At 64.0% G+C, this 16,160-nt stretch carries 12 protein-coding genes; 10 read left to right on the forward strand and 2 right to left on the reverse strand.

Annotated elements, in window-relative coordinates; genetic code table 11:
- The first annotated feature begins 112 nt into the window (after window positions 1-112).
- Together rdgB and hemW are read left to right on the forward strand one after the other, a co-directional pair.
- On the forward strand, window positions 113-724 hold the full coding sequence (rdgB, locus tag ACOOFN_RS07335; RefSeq protein ID WP_420430283.1) for an RdgB/HAM1 family non-canonical purine NTP pyrophosphatase: 612 nt from the start codon (window positions 113-115) through the stop codon (window positions 722-724).
- A complete protein-coding gene (gene hemW / locus ACOOFN_RS07340; RefSeq protein WP_420430285.1) occupies window positions 717-1,853 on the forward strand; it encodes a radical SAM family heme chaperone HemW in 1,137 nt (378 codons plus the stop codon). Before rdgB ends, hemW begins: the two co-directional genes overlap by 8 nt.
- A gap of 2 nt (window positions 1,854-1,855) precedes the next feature.
- Here hemW and ACOOFN_RS07345 read toward each other — a convergent pair whose 3' ends face one another.
- The gene (locus tag ACOOFN_RS07345; RefSeq protein ID WP_420430287.1) at window positions 1,856-3,142 is read right to left on the reverse strand and encodes a penicillin-binding protein activator; all 1,287 of its coding nucleotides are present in this window, start codon (window positions 3,140-3,142) and stop codon (window positions 1,856-1,858) included.
- A gap of 46 nt (window positions 3,143-3,188) precedes the next feature.
- On the opposite strand from ACOOFN_RS07345, the gene rsmI reads away from it, so the two are divergent.
- The 7 genes from rsmI (at window position 3,189) to ACOOFN_RS07380 (ending at window position 11,070) form a co-directional block, all read left to right on the forward strand.
- Window positions 3,189-4,088: a 16S rRNA (cytidine(1402)-2'-O)-methyltransferase gene (gene rsmI / locus ACOOFN_RS07350; RefSeq protein ID WP_420430289.1), complete on the forward strand. Its 900-nt coding sequence runs from the start codon at window positions 3,189-3,191 to the stop codon at window positions 4,086-4,088.
- Entirely contained in the window at window positions 4,085-4,471 is a 387-nt protein-coding gene (locus ACOOFN_RS07355; protein ID WP_420430291.1) for a YraN family protein, read from the forward strand. The genes rsmI and ACOOFN_RS07355 overlap by 4 nt, the downstream gene beginning before the upstream one ends.
- 59 nt (window positions 4,472-4,530) lie before the next feature.
- A complete protein-coding gene (locus ACOOFN_RS07360) occupies window positions 4,531-5,196 on the forward strand; it encodes a BON domain-containing protein (protein ID WP_420430293.1) in 666 nt (221 codons plus the stop codon).
- 12 nt (window positions 5,197-5,208) lie between these two features.
- Window positions 5,209-6,171 carry a glutathione synthase gene (gene gshB, locus ACOOFN_RS07365; protein WP_420430295.1) on the forward strand — a complete coding sequence of 321 codons (963 nt, stop codon included), beginning with the start codon at window positions 5,209-5,211 and terminating at the stop codon, window positions 6,169-6,171.
- A gap of 125 nt (window positions 6,172-6,296) precedes the next feature.
- Window positions 6,297-7,835 (forward strand): YifB family Mg chelatase-like AAA ATPase, encoded by a 1,539-nt coding sequence (locus ACOOFN_RS07370; protein WP_420430297.1) that lies wholly within the window; start codon window positions 6,297-6,299, stop codon window positions 7,833-7,835.
- Between the two features lie 40 nt (window positions 7,836-7,875).
- Window positions 7,876-9,714, forward strand: a complete 1,839-nt coding sequence (locus tag ACOOFN_RS07375; RefSeq protein ID WP_420430299.1) for an ATP-binding protein — start codon at window positions 7,876-7,878, stop codon at window positions 9,712-9,714.
- A 15-nt stretch (window positions 9,715-9,729) separates the two neighbouring features.
- Entirely contained in the window at window positions 9,730-11,070 is a 1,341-nt protein-coding gene (locus ACOOFN_RS07380; protein WP_420430301.1) for an AmpG family muropeptide MFS transporter, read from the forward strand.
- Window position 11,071: 1 nt separating this feature from the next.
- Here the strand turns inward: ACOOFN_RS07380 and ACOOFN_RS07385 are convergent, their stop codons facing one another.
- The gene (locus ACOOFN_RS07385; RefSeq protein WP_420430303.1) at window positions 11,072-13,351 is read right to left on the reverse strand and encodes an NADP-dependent malic enzyme; all 2,280 of its coding nucleotides are present in this window, start codon (window positions 13,349-13,351) and stop codon (window positions 11,072-11,074) included.
- A gap of 119 nt (window positions 13,352-13,470) precedes the next feature.
- Between ACOOFN_RS07385 and mutS the strand changes: the two genes are divergently transcribed.
- Window positions 13,471-16,140 (forward strand): DNA mismatch repair protein MutS, encoded by a 2,670-nt coding sequence (mutS, locus tag ACOOFN_RS07390; RefSeq protein ID WP_420430305.1) that lies wholly within the window; start codon window positions 13,471-13,473, stop codon window positions 16,138-16,140.
- Window positions 16,141-16,160 lie beyond the last annotated feature (20 nt).

A 16,160-nucleotide genomic window follows, 5' to 3' on the forward strand; every position in this document is an offset into this window, starting at 1 on the left:
GGACGATCATTTCGCCGTCCGTGGATTTATCGATAAACATAAAAAACAGGCGATGCAAGCGAAAAATATCGTTTTTCGATATGAATTTTTCGAAAGGCGATAAAAAATAAGGGTGAATCCACTCGTGTCAGAAGCGAATAAATGGGTCCTGGCGTCCCATAACCAAGGCAAAATCAGAGAGATAGGCGAGTTGCTGGCTGCCCGCGGAATCGTGCTGCGTTCAGCTGCAGATTTTTCTCTGCCCGAGCCGGACGAGACCGCGGACAGTTTCGCGGGCAATGCACTGCTCAAGGCGCGGGCGGCATGCCGGGCGACCGGTCTTCCTGCGCTGGCGGATGATTCCGGCCTCTGCGTTACCGCACTCGGCGGCCGCCCCGGCATCCATTCTGCCCGCTGGGCCGGTGAACCGCGCGATTTCCATGCCGCGATGAACAAGGTGAATGACGCGCTCGCTGCGTCGCACGATGAAGACCGGTCGGCCGCCTTTGTCTGTGTGCTGGCGCTGGTCTTTCCCGACGGAACGCACCGCCTCTATGAGGGACGGGTCGAAGGCGAGATTGTCTGGCCGCCCCGCGGAGATGGTGGGTTCGGCTATGATCCGATCTTCCGGCCGGAAGGAGAAGGGCGCGTTTTCGCGGAGATGAGCCGGGCAGAGAAGGCCGGATTGAGTCACCGCGCCCGGGCATTGGCCAAGCTGATGGCCGGAGAGTTTCCCGATGATTGACGCTCCGCTCGGCCTCTACGTTCACTGGCCCTATTGCGCACGGATCTGTCCGTATTGCGATTTCAACGTCTACAAGGCGCGCGGCGTTGATGACGCGCTGTTCGAAGCGCTGCTTGCCGACCTCGACCATTGGGCCGACCGGATCGGAAAATGGCAGCTGGTTTCGCTGCATTTCGGCGGCGGGACGCCGTCATTGCTGGACGGACCGCAAATTGCGCTTCTGATTGCGCGGGCCGCAGACCGGTTCGGATTTGCGCCCGGCGCCGAGATCGCGCTTGAAGCCAATCCAAATGATGCCCATCGCTTCGGCGGTTTCGCCGCGGCCGGCATCAATCGGCTGTCACTTGGCGTGCAGAGCTTCCAGGATGTCGCGCTCGCCGCACTGGGGCGGGATCACGATGCCGTGTCGGCGCGACGATCCTTTGATCTGGCGCGGCAGCATTTCGGTTCGGTTTCACTCGACCTGATCTATGCCCGCGACGGGCAGACCGCCGCAGGCTGGGAGCGGGAACTTTCCGAAGTGCTGGAATTGCGGCCTGATCACCTGTCGACCTATCAACTGACGATCGAGCCCGGTACGGCGTTCGAACGGCGGGTGGAAAGGGGCGAGCTCGTTCCCCCCGAAGACGATCTGGCGGCGCAGCTCTACAACATCACGGAATCGCTGTGCGAAGCGGCCGGGCTTTCGGGCTACGAGATTTCCAATCATGCGCGGGCGGGTCATGAATCCCGACATAACCGTCTCTATTGGGAAGGCGGCGACTGGATCGGCATCGGTCCCGGGGCACACGGACGGATCGGGGCGTTCCGGGCGGATGGCCGCATTGCCAGTTCGACCGCCCTGCGGCCCGATGACTATTGCCAACGGGTTGCCGATACCGGGACCGGATCGGACAGCGAGACGCTTTCGGCGATCGACGAGGCCCGCGAACGCATTCTGATGGGGCTGCGCGTCGCCGAGGGACTGGATGCAAACGCCTTGCTGGCCGCTACCTGCCTGGCACCAAACAGGGGTGAAGCCGAGCGCTTCCAGCAACAGGGCTTGCTCGCAAAACGCCAGCACCGTCTGGCCCTGACGCCGGCGGGTCGTCTTTATGCCGACGGGATCGCAGCGGCGCTCTGCCCGTAGCGCTAGAAAATTGCCGGATCGAATTGACGCGGCGCCGGATCGATGACGCGGAATTCGTCCCGGCGCACTTCATAAACCGCCAGTCCACGTTCGATCTGGCCATCGGCGCGGAACCGGAACAATCCATCGGCGCCGTAAAACCCTTCTGGATCTTCCAGCAAGTCGCGGCTGACGCCGCCTTCATTGGCGAGGAAAATCGACAACAGAACCGCATCATAGGCGTGGCTGGCAATGCGCGACGGCTCCTCGCCGAAGGCCGCCTCGTACTGGGCGACAAAGGCTGTATGGGCCTCATCATCGGGGCCGGCAAACCAGCCGCCATGCAGGACGGGCTCGCGCCGCGTCTCCTCATCATTCCAGAGCCCGGTTCCGAGGAATCGGATAATCAGCGGATCGATCTCGTGATAGGGGAGCAGTGGTCCCAGCGTGCGCAGACGGGTGCCGCCCTCGGGCAACAACACGGCCTGGAAGGGGGCATCCGGTGAGGGCTGCCATTCGCGCGACCGGAACGTCATGGCCTCTTCCGCCTGCAGGCTCGTGAAACCGAGATCGGCGAGACGCCGGGCGGCTGATGTCATGGCCTCCACGCCGCCGACATAGGTTTCCTCTGCCGCCAGATAGGCGCCATTGCGCTCGGCAGATTGCTGCAAGGCATTGCGCACCGTCGATCCATAATTGCCGCCGGGCCCGATGAAGGCAAAGCGTTCGACGCCGAGCAGCGACATGTATTCGACAATGCGCGCCACTTCCTGCTCGGGCGGCAGGCTCAACAGGTAGACGCCGTTACCGGCGATGCTGGTATCGGTGGAAAATGCCAATACCGGAATATCGTAGCGGCTCGCGACGCTTCCCGCGGCTGCGGCCGCGGTTCCGAACAGGGGGCCGAGAATGATATCGGCGCCATCGTCGATCGCGGCCTGGGTCGCTTCGCGTGCGCCCTCTGCCGTCCCGCCGGTATCCTTCGGTATCAAAACCAGTGTTTCCGGCCCATGCTCGAAAAGCGCGAGCTGGGCAGCACGCAACAGATTGGCGGCCTCGCTCCGGGCAGCCGAATTGGAATGCCCGAAGGGCAGGAGCAGCGCGGCCCGGGTCAGTTCGCGGCCTTCGAGATGGCGCGGCGTCACGCCGTCGCGCCGCTCAGCCGGCGGCGTTTCGGTTTCCGGCGGTTGTTCCGGAATCTCGATTTCGACGGGCGGTGGTGGCGGCGGTGGTGGCGGCGGTGGCGCCGATGTCGTCGCGCAGGCTGTGACGGATAGCGCACCGACAGTGGAAACGAGCGAAACCAGCACCGGTCTTGGTAAGTTCCGCCAGAAGCGCAAAGATGCAGGAAGAATCATGTCCGATCCGCTTTCACATAACTCCGGCGAAGCTAGCCGCCGAGCGCCCGCGCCGCAACCACCGGAGCCGGGGCTCAATATCGTTTCGACACCCATCGGCAATCTGCGCGACATCACGTTACGGGCGCTGGATGCGCTCGCCGGCGCCGATCGGGTCTATGCCGAGGACACGCGGGTCGCTGGCAAACTGCTGGCGGCGTACGGACTAACCCCGAAATTGCTGGCCTATCACGATCACAATGGTGCCCGGATACGCCCGGGCATTCTCGCAGCGCTGGAGGCAGGCGAGCGCATCGTGCTGATCTCCGATGCCGGCACGCCGCTGATATCCGATCCGGGATACAAGCTGGTCCGGGCGGCGGTCGAAGCGGGTCACCCGGTCCGCGCCCTGCCGGGCGCTTCGGCCCTGCTGACCGCGCTGGCGGCATCGGGCCTGCCGAGCGATGCCTTTCATTTTGCCGGGTTCCTTCCGTCCAAATCGGGTGCCAGGCGCAACCGTTTGCAGGAGCTGGCCGCCATTCCGGGCACGCTGATATTCTATGAAACCGGGCCGCGGATCGCCGCCTGCCTGACCGATATCTCCGACATGCTGGGAGATCGTGAGACCGTGGTCGCCCGCGAACTGACGAAGAAGTTCGAGGAATTCCGCCGCGGCCCGGCGGCTGAGTTGGCGCGATTCTATGCGGAGAACGGCGCCCCGAAAGGCGAGATCACCCTGCTAGTGGCACCCGGAAACGGTATCGTGGCCGATGATCTGGATGTCGACCGCGAGCTGGCGCGCCTGATACCCGAACTCGGCGTGAAAGGCGCAGCCATTGCGGTGGCGCAGCGAACCAGCCTGACCAAGCGCGATCTCTATGCTCGGGCGCAAGCGCTCAAGGATGGCGACAAACCATGACCCGCCAGCGCCGGGCGGCCGAAAACCGGGGCCGGCAGGCGGAGCGGGTGGCCGCGCTGTGGCTGGCCCTGAAGGGCTATCGAATCCTTGCGCGGCGCGCCAAGACCGGCGCCGGGGAGCTGGACCTTGTGGCCCGCAAGGGCGGCGTGCTGGCGATTGTCGAAGTCAAGGCGCGCGCGACAATCGACGCCGGCCTGCAGGCAATTTCACCGCAACAGCAAAAGCGGATCATGCGCGGGGCGTCGAGCTATGCCGGTCGGCGCCCTGACCTGGCCGGTCTCGCCATTCGCTACGACCTGATAATCATTCGGCCCTGGCGGCTACCGCATCATGCGCGGCAATTTTTCTGGCCCGAAGGAGGTCAGGCCATGGACTTTAATTGAACGGAATCATTTGGGCAGATAGGTTGCGAGGGGGGCAGCCTCCTGCGGAGTCAAAACACATGAAGTTTCCCGTCCTGTCCGTCCTTCTGGCGCTTGGCCTGACGGCCTGCGCGGCGATCCAGCCGGAACGCTCGATCGGTCGCGATCTCGATGACACTAATGCGTCCCTGTCGATCAAGGCCGCGATGACACGGGCCGAAGGCTATGCGCTCGATGGGGTCGATGTCGAAGTCACGGACGGCCTGGCATTGTTGACCGGCACGGTGCCGCGCGACGAGGACCGGCGGCAAGCGGAATGCCTGGCATGGTCCGCGCTGGCGGTTCGGGCCGTGGAAAACGAGATTGCGGTGTCCAATGCGACGACGTTGCGGGACGGAGCTCGCGATGCGTGGATCACCCAGCAGATTCGCGGACGGTTGCTGCGCGACCGATCCGTTCGCAGTGTCAACTTCAATATCGAGGCCGAGAATGGCCGCGTGTTTCTTCTTGGCATTGCCCGAACGCGCGGCGAGCTGGAACGCGCTGCCCAGCACGCGTCACTGGTCGATGGCGTAACCGAAGTCGTTGCGCTGGTGCGGGTTGTTGGCGAGGAAGGTGCGCCTGTGGCGCGCGGCGCCCGCCAGGCGGCAGCGTGCGGCGGCGAAGCCATGCCGTCCGGCGACGCGCTGCCATCACTGGATGCGCCGCAGGATTTGCGTAGCGCACCGGTTACACCGATCGATTAGACGGGATATTTCATGACGCTTCGTATCGCGGTCCAGATGGATCCCATTTCCTCCGTCGATATCAATGGCGACACCAGTTTCGCGTTTATCGAAGCCGCGCAGGAAAGAGGGCACAGGGTGTGGACTTATCAGCCGCATCACCTGTCCTGGGAAATGGGCATGATCACGGCGCGGGCGCGACCGGTTACGGTGCAGCGGGTGAAGGACAAACCTGCGATCGAAGGCGCGCCGGAAATGCTTGATCTGGCCGCCGATGTGGATGTCGTCCTGATGCGCCAGGACCCGCCTTTCGACATGTCCTACATCACCGCCTGTCATGTCCTCGAATACCTGAAGGGGACGACGCTCGTGCTCAACGACCCGAAATGGGTGCGGTCGAGCCCGGAGAAGATTCTGCCGTTCGATTTCCCCGAACTCATTCCGCCGACGCTGGTTTCGCGCGATCTGGCCGCCATCAAGGCATTCCGGTCGATGCACAAGGATATCATCCTGAAGCCGCTCTACGGCAATGGCGGTGCCGGCGTGTTCCGAGTGAAGCCGGATGACGGCAATTTCTCCTCGATCGTGGAAATGTTTTTTGGCCTCAATCGCGAACCGATCATCGCCCAGGCCTTTCTGCCGAATGTCAGCGCCGGAGACCGCCGGGTCATCCTGATCGACGGCGAGCCTGTCGGCGTGATCAACCGGGTGCCGCAGCCGGGCGAAACACGGTCCAACATGCATGTTGGTGGACGTGCCGAAGGCGCCGAGCTCAACGAAACCGATCGTCGGATCTGCGCGGTGATAGGCCCGGTGCTGAAGGCGCGCGGCCTGGTCTTTGTCGGCATTGATGTGATCGGCGACCGGCTGACCGAGATCAACGTCACCTCGCCAACCGGCGTGCAGGAGCTGAAACGCTTTTCCGGCGTGGACGCGGCGGCTCTTTTCTGGGACGCGGTCGAGCAGCACACAAGCTCATCTCGGGCACAACCTTGACACGAAGCCGCTTTTTGTTCTTATAATGTTCCTGTTTTGACCTGATGCTTTTCACCGATTGTGGAAAACTGGCGGTTTCCCAACGGGTTATCGATAATACCCCGCGGGTAGCGACGGAGCGGAAAATGGGGGCTGGCACGACCACCATTGCCTTCGAGGGTGCGGAGGCCCGCCGGGTCGATGTCGAGGTCCAGTTCACGGGAGGGCAGCCGGCTTTCATGATCGTCGGCCTGGCCGACAAGGCGGTCGCGGAAAGCCGGGAACGGGTCCGCGCGGCCTTTGCAGCCATCGGCCTGTCGCTGCCGCCCGGACGGGTCATTGTCAATCTGGCACCCGCCGACCGGCCGAAGGAAGGTGCCCATTTCGACCTTCCCATCGCCTTGGCGCTGATGGCGGCGATGGACGTGATTCCGCCCGATGCCGCCGCTGACCATCTGGCGATGGGCGAGCTGGGTCTGGATGGTTCCATCAACGCGACGCCCGGCGCGCTGCCGGCGGCGATGGCGGCGAACCGGCTCGATCTCGGTTTCATCTGCCCCGAAGTCTGTGGTCCCGAGGCCGCCTGGGCTGGCGGCGAACTGGCGATTCTCGCGGCCGGATCGCTGATCCAGCTGGTCAATCACTTCAAGGGACGTCAGATGCTGTCGCGGCCGGTGCCTGGCGACCTTGTCGACGCTCGGCCCGATCTCGATCTCAGGGATGTGAAGGGGCAGGAGAGCGCCAAGCGGGCGCTCGAGATTGCCGCCGCCGGTGGCCATAACCTGTTGATGACCGGTCCGCCCGGCTCCGGGAAATCGATGATGGCACAGCGGCTTCCGGGCCTGCTGCCGCCACTTTCGGCAGAGGAGTTGCTCGATGTTTCGATGATCCAGTCGGTGGCCGGACTTCTGGAACGCGGCCGCCTCACCCGTTCACGGCCATTCAGGGCGCCACATCACTCCGCCTCGATGGCGGCGATGGTGGGTGGTGGTCAGCGGGCAATGCCGGGCGAGGCGTCGCTCGCGCACCACGGCGTGCTGTTTCTCGACGAGTTGCCGGAATTCCATCCACAAGTGCTCGACAGCCTGCGTCAACCACTGGAAACCGGCGAGATCGTGGTGGCGCGAGCCAATGCGCATATCGCCTATCCGGCGCATTTCCAGCTGATCGCGGCCATGAATCCATGCCGTTGCGGCTGGGCCGGCGCGAATGGCGAAGCGTGCAAGCGCGGCCCGCGTTGCGCCAGCGATTACCAGGCGCGCGTATCGGGGCCGCTGATGGACCGGATTGACCTGCATGTGACTGTCCCCCCGGTCACGCCGGCCGACCTCGCCTTGCCTCCGCCTGCGGAGGGTACGGCCGAGGCGGCCGCGCGGGTCGCCAGGGCGCGCGAAGCCCAGTCCGAGCGTGGACGGCTGAATGCGCGGCTGACAGCCGACCTGCTGGATCATGTCGCGGAGCCCGACCGAGGCGGACAGCAATTGATCAACCAGGCTGCCGAGATGATGGGATTGACCGCACGCGGGTATCACCGGGTGCTGCGAACGGCGCGGACAATCTGCGATCTCGACGGCACAGACGGCGTCCGCCGTGTCCATGTCGCTGAAGCCCTTTCCCTGCGTCGTCCGGCGCCGGGAGCCGGCACCCCGACTCCCGGTCGCATTGCGGCTACGACCGGCGGCTAGGGAAGCGCTTCCTTAACCGGTTTCCCGCTAAACTGCTGCCATGCAAGACGGAAATGCCGACCTCAAATCGACGGCGGAAGCCGACGCCGCACTCGCTGCGCTGGATGCTGCAGGCGAAATGGCCATGCTGCGCGCCGATGATGGCCGCGTGCGGTTTGTCAATCATGCCTTCCTTTCAGCCTTCGGCGGAAAGCGTTCGGACTGGATCGGCCGCTGGTTTGCTGTCGCTCCGGCGGCGCCGATTGAAAAAGGCGCGCGCCGGTTCGAATCGCTGATGCGCACGAGGGCCGGCAACCGCTGGGTCGAATGGGATGAACGGCCGGTCGAAAGCGGCGGTTCGATCTCGATCGGCCGCGACGTCACCGACCAGCGCGACGCGGTCGAGGAGCGGCGCCAGGCCGAAGATGCCCGTACACGCTTCTTCGCCTCGGTGACGCATGAATTGCGGACGCCGCTGGCAGGCGTGAAAGGCGTGGCCGACCTGTTGGCCGCGACTGCGCTTCAGCCCGATCAGAAGGAATATGTGCGGGCGGTCGCGGACAGTGCCATGCACGGTCTGCAGCTGATTGACGAAATTCTTGACCTGTCGCGTCTGGAAGCCGGCCATTTCGACTTGCGGCCGGAACCGGTGCAGCCGGCCGACATTGTGCGGCACGCGGTCGAACTGCTGGCGCCCAAGGCTGCAGAAAAAGGTCTGACCATCGCCAGCGTGGTGCGTGAAAGTGCGCCGGAAGAAGTCGTGGCCGATATCGGCCGGGTGCGACAGATCCTGTTCAACCTGCTCGGCAATGCCGTGAAATTCACGCAAAGCGGCGGATGCTGGGTCGAACTGTCCGGCGATCACGACAGCGACGGCCATGCGCGGTTGATCATCACCGTGCGTGATACCGGCCCGGGAATCGATCCCGCGGACCAGTCTAAAGTCTTCGATCATTTCGAACGCGGCAGCGGCAAGGCACAGCTCGCCGAAAGCGGTGCCGGACTCGGCCTGTCAATGGTCAAGAAGCTGGTCGAAGCGATGAATGGCGAGATCGGCCTGCAAAGCACGCCGGGCGACGGGGCATCCTTCTGGGCCGTGCTGCCACTGCCTATCCGCAAGGGCGCGCGGACTGACCGGCCGCTGGCCGGAGAAAGCGTGATGATTGCCTCACCGTCATCGGTGATTCGGAATACGCTGTCGGCACAGGTGCTGGCGCTTGGCGGCCAGGCCCGGACGCTGGCCAACCCGGAGCGGTTGGGTGCCGCCAAAGGCATGACGCTGCTGCTCGATGCAAAATGGGCCGACCGCGCGCAAGGCAGCGGTGCCAAGCGTGCCCTGATCCTGGCGGAGGCTGCCGAGAAAGACAGCATCCGCGACAATCCTCCAGCTGGCGCAGACGGCTGGCTGGTCCTGCCGGTGCGGCGCCAAAGCCTGGAGCGTTTTATCGGCCGCGACCTGCCCGGGCGGGCGGGCGATTCCAACCGGCTTGAAGGCGGAGGTTGGCCGCTCGCCGGGTTGCGCATTCTGGTCGCCGAAGATGATCCGGTGAACGGGCTGATCGCCGAACGCACGCTGCAGCGCCTCGGTGCCCAGCCGGAGCGCGCGCGCGATGGCCGCGAAGCACTCGACCGGCTGCTCATGGGCGGCCTGGATGCCGCGTTGATCGACCTTCGCATGCCGGAGATGGACGGGCCGGAAGTGGCGAGATCCTTGCGCGCGCATGGATCAAACCTGCCGCTGATCGCGCTGACCGCGAACACGTCCGATGCTGACCGGCGCGCCTGTCTGGAGGCCGGCATGAACGCATTCCTGACCAAGCCGGTCGATCCGGAGACCCTTACCGGCACATTGCTGAGCTTGTCGAAGGCGCAAAACCGTTTCAGGGTCGTGTCCGGTTAGAGCGGAGCCAAGGCGATGACGGATGCGAGCTTGCCAGCGGACGAATCCCGAAGCTGGCGCGAGACGGTTCTCGTCTATTTCACGCCTGTCATGCTGTCGATGCTGATCCTCGGATTCGCATCCGGCTTGCCGCTCTACATGGTGTTCCAGAAGCTGTCTTTCTGGTTGCGTGATGCCGGTATCGAGCGATCGACAATCGGCTTCTTCTACTGGGTCACGCTTTCCTACACATTCAAATTCCTGTGGGCCCCCATCGTCGATCGGGTCAAGATTCCGATGCTGCATAGCCGGCTTGGCGCGCGACGGTCCTGGATCGTGACGGCAATATCGGGAACCGTGATCGGACTTGCCATCATTTCGCAGACCGATCCCACGCAGGGCCTTGTGCCCGTGGCCATCGGCGCGCTGTTGCTCTCCTATTCCGGCGCAACGCTCGATGTCGCGATCGACGCCTGGCGGATCGAATCCGCACCAAACCGGATGCAGGCGAACATGGCGGCCGCCTACTCCCTGGGTTACCGACTTGCGTACATGACGTCCGGTCTGGGGCTGGCGATTTCGCAATGGGCCGACTGGTCGGTCTCGTTCCTTGCCATGGCCGGCGCCATGGCCATTTCGGCGGGGCTCGTCTTTTTCATGAAAGAGCCGGCTGCCGGCGTCGCCAAACGCAGCCTCGAGGGATCGTTCGCGATGAAAGTCGTGAGCGCGGTCTGGGAACCCCTGAAGCAGTTCCTCGAAAGACTGGGCGGTTGGCTGGTGCCCGTCATCCTCTTGGTGATGATCTACCGGCTTTCAGATTTCACAATGGGCGTCATGGCCAGCCCGCTCTACGCGGACATCGGGTTCGATCGCGCCATTGTCGGCGGCATCCAGAGCGGACCGGGCCTGGCCGCGACAATGATCGGGCTGTTCGTCGGCGGCATTGCGGTGTTTCGATTCGGACTCATGAAGGCGCTGGTGATCGGCCTCGTCATCACGCTGATCACCAATGGTGCATATGCCTGGTTGGCCGCAACGGCCGATTCAGAAAGCATCGGACGGCTGACGGTAGCCATCGTCGGCGACAATCTTGCCGGCGGGTTCGTCACGACGGCCTTCATTGCCTATCTGTCGAGCCTCGTGGATCCGGCGAATGCCGCAACGCAGTACGCGCTGATCAGTTCGTTCTACGCTTTCGTGGCGAAATTTCTGTCGGGGTTTTCCGGCGTGCTCGCCGATGCCGTCGGTTATGTGAACTTCTTCCTGATCACGGCTGCCTGGACCGTCCCGGCCGGGATTCTGCTCTTCATCATCATGACAATCGGGCCGAAGGCTGCGACCGGGCGGCACAAATTCGCGGAACGCGAAACGACCTGACCTATTCCGCCGCTATGCCTTCCGGCGACAAATCGTAGGCGGCCAGCGCGGCCAGCGTAGCGATCTCGGTAACCGGCGCACCCAACCGTGCGATCTGGACCGGTTTCTCGAAGCCCAGAAGCATTGGTCCGAGCACGGTCGCGCCGGCACCTGCCCCCATCAGCCGCGTGGCGATCGAGGCAGAGTGGATGGCCGGCATGACGAGGACGTTGGCCGGACCTGACAGGCGCGAAAACGGGTAAAGCAGCCGATGTGCCGGGTCGAGCGCGACATCGGCCGCCATCTCGCCTTCGTATTCGAAATCGACACCGCGTTCGTCGAGCAGGCTGACCGCGGCCTGCAGCTTTTCGGAGCGCTGGCCGGCGGGATTGCCGAAAGTCGAATAGGACAGAAAGGCAACGCGCGGATCGAAACCGAAACGCCGGGCGGCGGAGGCCGCCTCGCAAGCGATGTCGGCCAGCGCCTCGGAATCGGGGAATTCGGTGACATTGGTGTCGGCAATGAAAAGCGTGCGGTTCTTGGCGAGCACGATCGACATACCGATTACGCATTCGCCCTCTGCGGGGTCGAGCACGCGCGAGACGTCCTGCAAAGCGGCATCGTAATTCCGCGTCACGCCGGTGACCAAGCCGTCGGCATCGCCGAGCTTGACCATACAGGCGGAGAAAACGTTGCGATCATTGTTGACCAGGCGCTGGACGTCGCGCTTCAGGAAGCCGTCGCGCTGCAGCCGTGAATACAGGAAGGCGGCGTAGTCCGCGTTGCGCTCCGAGAGGCGGGCATTGACGATCCTGAGCGCGTCTTCGGGCACGCCGACAAGACGCATATTGGCGCGCGTCTGTTCCTCGCGGCCCACCAGGATGGCTTCGCCCAATTCCTGGTTCTGAAAGGCATAGGCGGCGCGGATGACAGAGGGCTCCTCGCCTTCGGCAAACACGACGCGCTTGCCCTTGCCGGCTACGACACCCTGAATGCGCTGCAACAGGGCGGCGGTCGGATCGAGGCGGCGGGCCAGCGACGCCTTGTAGACCCTCATGTCGTCGATGGGCCGGCGCGCGACACCGGTGTCCATCGCGGCTTGCGCCACATAGGGTGGGACATAGGAGATCAGGCGCGGATCGAAGGGAGAAGGAATGATGTATTCGCGGCCGAAACTCGGGCGCTGGCCGTGATAGGCGGCGGCGACCTCGTCGGGAACGTCCTCCTTGGCGAGATTGGCCAGTGCAGTGGCGCAGGCGATCTTCATCTCTTCATTGATGGTCCGGGCCCGGACATCGAGTGCACCGCGGAAAATGTAGGGGAAGCCGAGCACATTATTGACCTGGTTCGGATAATCCGACCGGCCGGTCGCCATGATGGCGTCCTTTCGGACCTTGCGGACGACTTCCGGCCGGATCTCGGGTTCAGGGTTGGCCATCGCAAAGATGATCGGGTCCTTCGCCATCGACTTGACCATGTCCTCGTCGACTGCCCCGGCGACCGACAGGCCGAGGAAACAATCCGCGCCCTTGAGGGCTTCGGCCAGGGTGCGGGCCTTAGTGGGAGCGGCGTGTGCGGCCTTCCACTGATTCATGCCGTCTTCGCGGCCCTGGTAAATCGGTCCGCGCGAGTCGCACAGGATGCAGTTCTGCGCTTTGACGCCCATCGCCTTGAGAAGCTCCAGCACCGCGATCCCGGCGGCACCTGCGCCATTGACCACGACTTTCAGTCGGGAGATGTCGCGCTTGGTGATCTCGCAGGCATTGATGATGCCGGCGACGGCGATGATGGCGGTTCCGTGCTGGTCGTCATGGAAGACCGGAATGTCGAGGCGCTCGCGGAGTTTCTGCTCGATGATGAAACAATCCGGGCCCTTGATGTCCTCGAGATTGATGCCGCCGAAGGTTTCACCAAAGCGGGCGACGCATTCGATGAACTGGTCCGGATCGTCCTCGGCAACCTCGATGTCCATACCGTCGATGTCGGCAAAGCGCTTGAACAGAACAGCCTTGCCTTCCATCACCGGCTTGGATGCCAGCGGGCCGAGATTGCCGAGGCCGAGAATCGCCGTGCCATTGGAGACAACGGCGACCATATTGCCCTTGGACGTGTACTCGTAGACGGCGTCCGGATCCGCGGCGATCGCCTTCACTGGTGCGGCAACGCCGGGCGAGTAGGCCAGCGACAGGTCGCGCTGGGTTGCCATTGGCTTGGTCGGCTGCAAGGCGAGCTTGCCGCGGGTCGGCTGGCTGTGGAATTTCAGCGCGTCTTCGTCGGCCACGGGGCTTGTGCGGTCGGGCATTGAAGCATTCCCGGTTCGGAGGTCAGGATGGGTGCAGAGAACCTAACGCGGCAGGCTATCGACGCAAGCGTCATGACCGCTTGCGAAGCCCGCCAATCCCGGCCAGTTTCGCCGCGCCCATGTCCCTGACCGAACTCAACGACCGCATCTTTCCGAGCCCCGAGGGCGCGACGCCGATGATGGCGCAATTTCTTGCCCTGCGTGAGGATACACCCAAGGATGCTTTGCTCTTCTACCGAATGGGCGATTTCTACGAATTGTTCTTCGACGATGCCAAGCGTGCCGCCGAAGCGCTCGATATCGCGCTGACCCAGCGCGGGCAGCACCAGGGCGAACCGATTCCGATGTGCGGGGTCCCGGCGGCAACCGCGGAAGCCTATCTGGCGCGGCTGATCAAGGCCGGCTTCAAGGTCGCAGTCGGCGAACAGCTGGAGGATCCGGCGGCGGCGAAGGCGCGGGGGTCAAAAACCGTCGAACGCGGACTGACGCGGATCGTCACGCCCGGCACGCTGACCGAGGATGCGCTGCTGGATGCGCGCAGCTCGAACCGGATCGCCGCACTGGCGGAAATTGCGTCCGGCGGCGCCGCGCTGGCCTGGGCTGAGATCTCGACCGGCGAGTTTGCCGTCTGCGCCGTTGATCCGGTGCTCATCGCCGCAGAGATCAGTGCGCTGGGCCCTGCCGAGCTGCTGGTCCAGGAAGATCGCTATGTGGCGGCGCGCGACTGGATCGCGGCCAACCGGATCACGCTGCAGGCGCGCGCCAAGTTCGATCCGCGATCTGGCGAACGGCGGTTGAAATCACGATTCGATGTCCAGTCGCTGGACGCGTTCGGCGATTTCGCAGCGGCCGAGCTGGCGGCACTGGGCGCGCTGCTCGACTACCTCGAACTGGCACAGGCCGGGGCACCGGCGAAACTGTCGCCGCCCCGGCAGGTGAAGGCGGGCCACACCCTGCTGATCGATCCGGCGACCCGCGCCAGCCTGGAAATCGACCGCACTTTGTCAGGCGATCGCAAGGGCTCGCTGCTGGAGGTGATCGACGAGACGGTGACGGCCCCAGGTGCGCGATTGCTCGCGGCGCGGCTGACGCGGCCGTCGACAGACATTGATGTGATCCGGGCGCGGCAGGACCTGTTGACGCATTTCCTGGGCTCCCCGGTGTGTGACCAGGTGCGAGAACATCTGAAAGCGGCCGGAGATCCCGAACGGGCTGCTTCCCGCCTGGTCCTGTCGCGCGGCGGCCCTCGCGACCTCGCAGCCTTGCGTCAGGGCTTGAGGGAAGCGCAGGCGCTATCGGCGCTTCTCGGTTCGGCGAAGAATCTGGAAATTCCCGACCGGTTGGCCGCCCTGGCAGGGCTGCTCGATGTCAGTGCGCATGCCGCCCTGCACAAGCTGGGCGAGGACCTTGCCGCCGCGCTCGTGGAGTCGCCGGGCGTGGCTGTTCGGGATGGCGGGTTCATCGCGGAAGGCTGGATCGCGGCGCTCGACGATGCGCGCCTGCTGCGGGACGATTCACGAAAGCTGATCGCCGGTTTGCAGAAAACCTATGCCGAGGCAACCGGCATTTCGAACCTCAAGGTCAAGCACAATAACGTTCTGGGCTATTTCATAGAGGTGACGGCCAGGCAGGCCGATCCGCTGATGGACAATCCGGATTTCATTCACCGCCAGACCATGGCGAACGCGCTGCGCTTCACAACGTCCGAGCTGGCGGAGCTGCAAAGCCGCATTTCCGGCGCGGCCGATCGGGCGCTTGCCCTCGAGACGGAAGCGTTCGAGGGATTCCGGGAGCGCGTCGAAGTGCTGGCCGAAGACATCCGTGTCATAGCCCGCGCGCTGGCCGAAATCGATGTTGCCTGCGCCAATGCAAAGCTGGCTTCCAATCGCAACTGGACGCGCCCCAAAATCGATGATGCGCCGGTGTTCCGGGTGAAGAGCGGCCGCCATCCGGTTGTCGAAGCGGCGCTGAAGGCTTCCGGCGAGGCCGGATTTACGCCGAATGATTGTACGCTTAGCGAGGATGCGGCGCGGCTCGTACTCGTCACCGGCCCGAACATGGCCGGCAAGTCGACCTATTTACGGCAGAACGCGCTGATGCTGATACTCGCCCAGGCAGGGCTCTACGTCCCGGCAGCTTCGGCCGAGATCGGCCTGGCCGATCGACTGTTTTCGCGCGTCGGGGCGGCAGACGATTTGGCGCGCGGGCGCTCGACCTTCATGAACGAGATGGTGGAAACGTCGGCCATTCTGAACCAGGCGACAACCCGCAGTTTTGTCATTTTAGACGAAGTCGGACGCGGCACCTCGACTTTTGACGGGCTGTCGATCGCCTGGGCGGCGGCCGAACACCTGCATGAGGTCAACCGGTGTCGCGCCCTGTTTGCAACGCATTATCACGAGCTCACTCGGTTGGCCGAGGAGCTGGACCTGGCAGACAATGTCAGTCTCAAGGCAAAGGAATGGCAGGGCGAGCTGGTCTTCCTGCACCAGGTCGCAGACGGGCCGGCCGACAAGTCCTACGGTATCGAGGTCGCGCGCCGGGCGGGCCTGCCGAAAGCCGCCATTGCGCGTGCCAAGACAATCCTGAACCGGCTGGAAAGCGAGGATGCACCCTCGGCCGCGCTCGCGGATCTGCCGCTATTCTCCACAACGATAGCCGAGGCTCCCCGGCAACCCTCCGTGTTCGCCGAAAGGCTGCGGCGCATCGATCCCGATCATTTGAGCCCGCGCGAGGCGCTGGACTGCCTGTACGAGCTCAAACGCCTCGCCGACGAAGAGAATGAGTGACGCTGTGAATACAGCAGGAT

Source organism: Hyphobacterium sp., assembly GCF_965217055.1.
GTDB lineage: Bacteria > Pseudomonadota > Alphaproteobacteria > Caulobacterales > Maricaulaceae > Hyphobacterium.